Consider the following 2343-nt stretch of genomic DNA (forward strand, 5'->3'; position numbering starts at 1 on the left):
GCGCTCCACCTTTTATTTTACCGCAATCCCGGACGCAAAACCGCTGCGCACTTTTGCTGGATTGCTTTCAGCCTTTGCGGCCTGCTTTTTGTGCGGTGCAAACTAAAAGGGCGGGGCGACTTCGTCTACCCCACCCTCACCATTTAATACGCTTTGGCAGAAAGCGTCAAAGCGCCTTTTGCAGTTCCGGCAGGATGACGAACAGGTCGCCGACGAGGCCGTAGTCGGCAACCTGGAAAATCGGCGCCTCCTCGTCCTTGTTGATGGCGACGATGACCTTGGAATCCTTCATGCCGGCAAGGTGCTGGATGGCGCCGGAGATGCCGACCGCGATGTAGAGATCGGGGGCAACCACCTTGCCGGTCTGGCCGACCTGCCAATCGTTCGGCGCATAGCCGGCATCGACGGCGGCGCGGGAAGCGCCGACCGCGGCGCCGAGCTTGTCGGCAACCGGCAGGATGACCTCCTGGAATTTCTCCGAGGAGCCCAGCGCGCGGCCGCCCGAGATGATGATCTTGGCCGAGGTCAGCTCCGGACGGTCGGTCTCGGAAAGCTTGTTCTCGATGAAGGTGGAGAGGCCCGGATTCGCCGCGGCCTTAACGGTCTCGACGGCTGCCGAGCCGCCCTCGGGGGCTGCCTGGAAGGAGGCGGTGCGCACGGTGATCACCTTCTTGGCGTCGCTCGACTGCACCGTCTGGATGGCGTTGCCGGCATAGATCGGCCGCTTGAAGGTGTCGGGCGATACGACTTCGATGATCTCGGACACCTGCGCGACATCGAGGAGCGCAGCCACGCGCGGCGCGACATTCTTGCCCGACGAGGTCGCCGGCGCGATGATGGTGTCGTAGGCGCCCGCCAGCGACACAATGAGCGCTGCCGTCGGTTCGGCCAGGCGCTCGGCAAGCTCGTCGGCCTCGGCCAACAGCACCTTGCTCACGCCCTTCAGCTTGGCGGCAGCGTCGGCTGCCGGCTTGGCGCCCTTGCCGGCAACCAGCACATGCACGTCCGAGCCGATCTGCAGCGCGGCCGACAGCGCCTTGGCGGTCTGGTCGGAAAGGGTTGCGTTGTCGTGTTCTGCAATCAGAAGAATAGCCATTGATGATATTCCTGACTTTCGTCTTCGCGGCTCCCTGAAATCCGGTCAGGCCGAGTCGAAAACGGTTGGTTTCGAGAACCGGAGCGGAGCGTACTTCTGTACGTGAGCACCGGAAGCGGAGAAGCCAGCCGTTTGCAGGCCGGCCTCATCGGATTTCCTTACAGCACGCCGGCTTCGTTCTTCAGCTTGTCGACCAGCTCAGCGACGCTCTTGACCTTGACGCCTGCCTTGCGGCCGCTCGGCTCTTCGGTCTTGATGACCTTCAGCCGCGGCTTGACGTCGGCGCCGTAGTCGGCCGGGCTCTTCTCGTCGAGCTGTTTCTTCTTGGCCTTCATGATGTTGGGCAGCGAGGCATAGCGCGGCTGGTTGAGGCGAAGGTCGGCGGTGACGATCACCGGCATCTTCAGTTCCACCGTCTGCAGGCCGCCATCGACTTCCCGCGTCACCTTGGCCTTGTCGCCGTCGAGCACGATCTTGGAGGCGAAGGTGCCCTGCGCCCAGCCCAACAGTGCCGCCAGCATCTGGCCGGTCTGGTTGGAATCGTCGTCGATCGCCTGCTTGCCGAGGATGACGAGGCCGGGCTGCTCGGCGTCGACGACGCCCTTCAGCACCTTGGCGACGCCGAGCGGCTCGGTCTGTTCGTCGGTCTTGACCAGGATGGCGCGGTCGGCGCCCATGGCGAGCGCCGTGCGCAGGGTTTCCTGCGCCTGCTGCGGGCCGATCGAGACGACGATGATTTCTTCCGCCTTGCCAGCTTCCTTCAGCCGGATCGCTTCTTCAACCGCGATCTCGTCGAACGGGTTCATCGCCATCTTGACGTTGGCGAGCTCCACCGCCGAACCATCAGCCTTCACGCGAACCTTGACGTTCGCATCCACAACCCGCTTCACGGGCACAAGGATCTTCATTTGCCTGTCACCTCTTCACGCTAATTGGGCGCGCTATAACAGCCTGCACCCGTTCTGAGTTGTCGAAAGCCGACATTCCAGGTGGAAATTCTGGCCGGATGGAAATTCTGGTCTTTGCCCGCCTTAGGTTGCGGCGGAGACGTTTCCGTAGTTGCGGCAACCCTGCACGTCAATACGCTGCAAGTGGCTCAAATCGGTTCAGTCCGAACTGGAAGCGTTTCCGCGTCCCCAGCGCGGTGTCGCGGCGGGTTGATCGGGGATCAGCGGTTCCGTGGCAACCGGCGGCTGGTCGGGCGCGGCGGGCGCGACGTCTTCGTCGGCGCCGGCAAACAGCGGCAC

2 protein-coding genes are annotated in these 2343 nt (G+C 63.3%); both read right to left on the minus strand.

What is annotated here, in order from left to right:
- Nucleotides 1-166: 166 nt before the first annotated feature.
- On the minus strand, nucleotides 167-1096 hold the full coding sequence (locus tag EN884_RS33280; protein ID WP_024503779.1) for an electron transfer flavoprotein subunit alpha/FixB family protein: 930 nt from the start codon (nucleotides 1094-1096) through the stop codon (nucleotides 167-169).
- A 158-nt stretch (nucleotides 1097-1254) separates the two neighbouring features.
- Entirely contained in the window at nucleotides 1255-2004 is a 750-nt protein-coding gene (locus EN884_RS33285) for an electron transfer flavoprotein subunit beta/FixA family protein (RefSeq protein ID WP_013529425.1), read from the minus strand.
- Nucleotides 2005-2343: the final 339 nt, after the last annotated feature.

This window comes from Mesorhizobium sp. M7A.F.Ca.AU.001.01.1.1, assembly GCF_004022735.1.
In the GTDB taxonomy this organism is placed as follows: Bacteria; Pseudomonadota; Alphaproteobacteria; order Rhizobiales; family Rhizobiaceae; genus Mesorhizobium; species Mesorhizobium ciceri.